Origin of the sequence: Pseudomonas agronomica, assembly GCF_025917275.1 — a bacterium.
Classification (GTDB): domain Bacteria; phylum Pseudomonadota; class Gammaproteobacteria; order Pseudomonadales; family Pseudomonadaceae; genus Aquipseudomonas; species Aquipseudomonas agronomica.
The window spans coordinates 1-1,333 of sequence record NZ_JAOSHO010000841.1; the positions used below are offsets into that span (position 1 = coordinate 1).

At 61.2% G+C, this 1,333-nt stretch carries 1 protein-coding gene; it reads left to right on the plus strand.

Features of this window, described 5'->3' with window-relative positions:
* The first annotated feature begins 108 nt into the window (after positions 1-108).
* On the plus strand, positions 109-1,269 hold the full coding sequence (locus OC610_RS27580) for a zinc-binding metallopeptidase family protein (RefSeq protein ID WP_264432666.1): 1,161 nt from the start codon (positions 109-111) through the stop codon (positions 1,267-1,269).
* The last annotated feature ends 64 nt before the right edge of the window (positions 1,270-1,333 follow it).

Genomic DNA, 1,333 nt, shown 5'->3' on the forward strand with positions numbered 1-1,333 from the left:
GCGGGAGCAAGCTCCCTCGCCACGGTTTATCGGTGCTATGACCCAGCGTTTTGGAACGATCATGAACCTAAGGTGATCTAGTCTTGCAGGCTCCAGGGAGAGATCGCCATGTACCGCTTCTTCGAACAGTTGAGTTCGCGCATCGCCGCGCCATTCCTCGGTGATCGGTCACGCAACAGCAAGGTCTGGCCGTGCCGTTGCGGCCAGTCCTTGTTCTTTCGCAACAGCCAGTGCCTGGCCTGCCTGGCGGCGCTGGGTTATCAGCCGGAGCAAAGCCGCCTGTCCTCCCTCCAGCCTGGCGAGCAGCCTGATACCTGGACCTTGGATGCCGATCCGCAGGCCGGGCTGTTCCGCCGCTGCGCCAATCTCGATACCCCGGCGGCCTGCAACTGGCTGCTTCCCGCCAACGGACAAGACACGCTGTGCATCGCCTGCAGCCTGAACCGCACGATTCCTGACCTGTCGCTCCCGGAAAACCCCGAGCGCTGGCGCAAGGTTGAAACGGCCAAGCGCCGTCTGGTGGCGCAGTTGATCACCCTCGGCTTGCCGGTCATTCCCAAGACTGTCGACGACAACGTCGGCCTGGCCTTCGATTTCATCGGCGTCGATCCCGACGGAAAACCGCCGACGACCGGGCACGCCAGTGGGCTTATCACGCTCGATATCAAAGAAGCCGACGATGCTCATCGCGAGCACGTGCGCCAGCAAATGCACGAGCCGTATCGCACCTTGCTCGGGCATTTTCGCCACGAGGTTGGCCATTACTATTGGGATCGGTTGATTGCCGACGGTCATTGGCTGGAACCGTTTCGCGCGTTGTTCGGCGATGAACGCGCCAGTTATTCCGAAGCTTTGGAGCGGCACTACCAACAAGGCGCGCCGCTGGATTGGCAAACCCACTACGTCAGTGCCTACGCCACCATGCATCCTTGGGAGGACTGGGCCGAGACCTGGGCTCATTACCTGCACATGATGGACGCGGTGGACACGGCGCTGGGCTTCGGCATGAGTGCGCGGGAAATGGATTTCGACTATCAGCCGTTCCCGCCCGACACCCTGTTTGACCCCGGGCATGCGGGTGGCACGGCGTTCCTGTCATTCGTCAACGCCTGGATCGAACTGGCGGGCATGCTCAACGAGCTGTCGCGCAGCATGGGCCAGCCGGATTTCTACCCGTTCGTCGTGCCGGCCGCTGTCATCACCAAACTGCATTTCATTCATCTGGTGATTCAGGAGGAGGGTGGTCGGGCGGATGAGGTGCTTTTGTAGTTTTGTGGTGAGCTGGCTGGCACTGATGGTGAATGTTCCGACGCATTCGCGAGCAGGCTCGCTC

Coding starts and splice junctions, on each gene's coding strand:
- OC610_RS27580 (WP_264432666.1), top strand. CDS start 109: ATGTACCGCTTCTTCGAACAGTTGAGTTCGCGCATCGCCGCGCCATTC.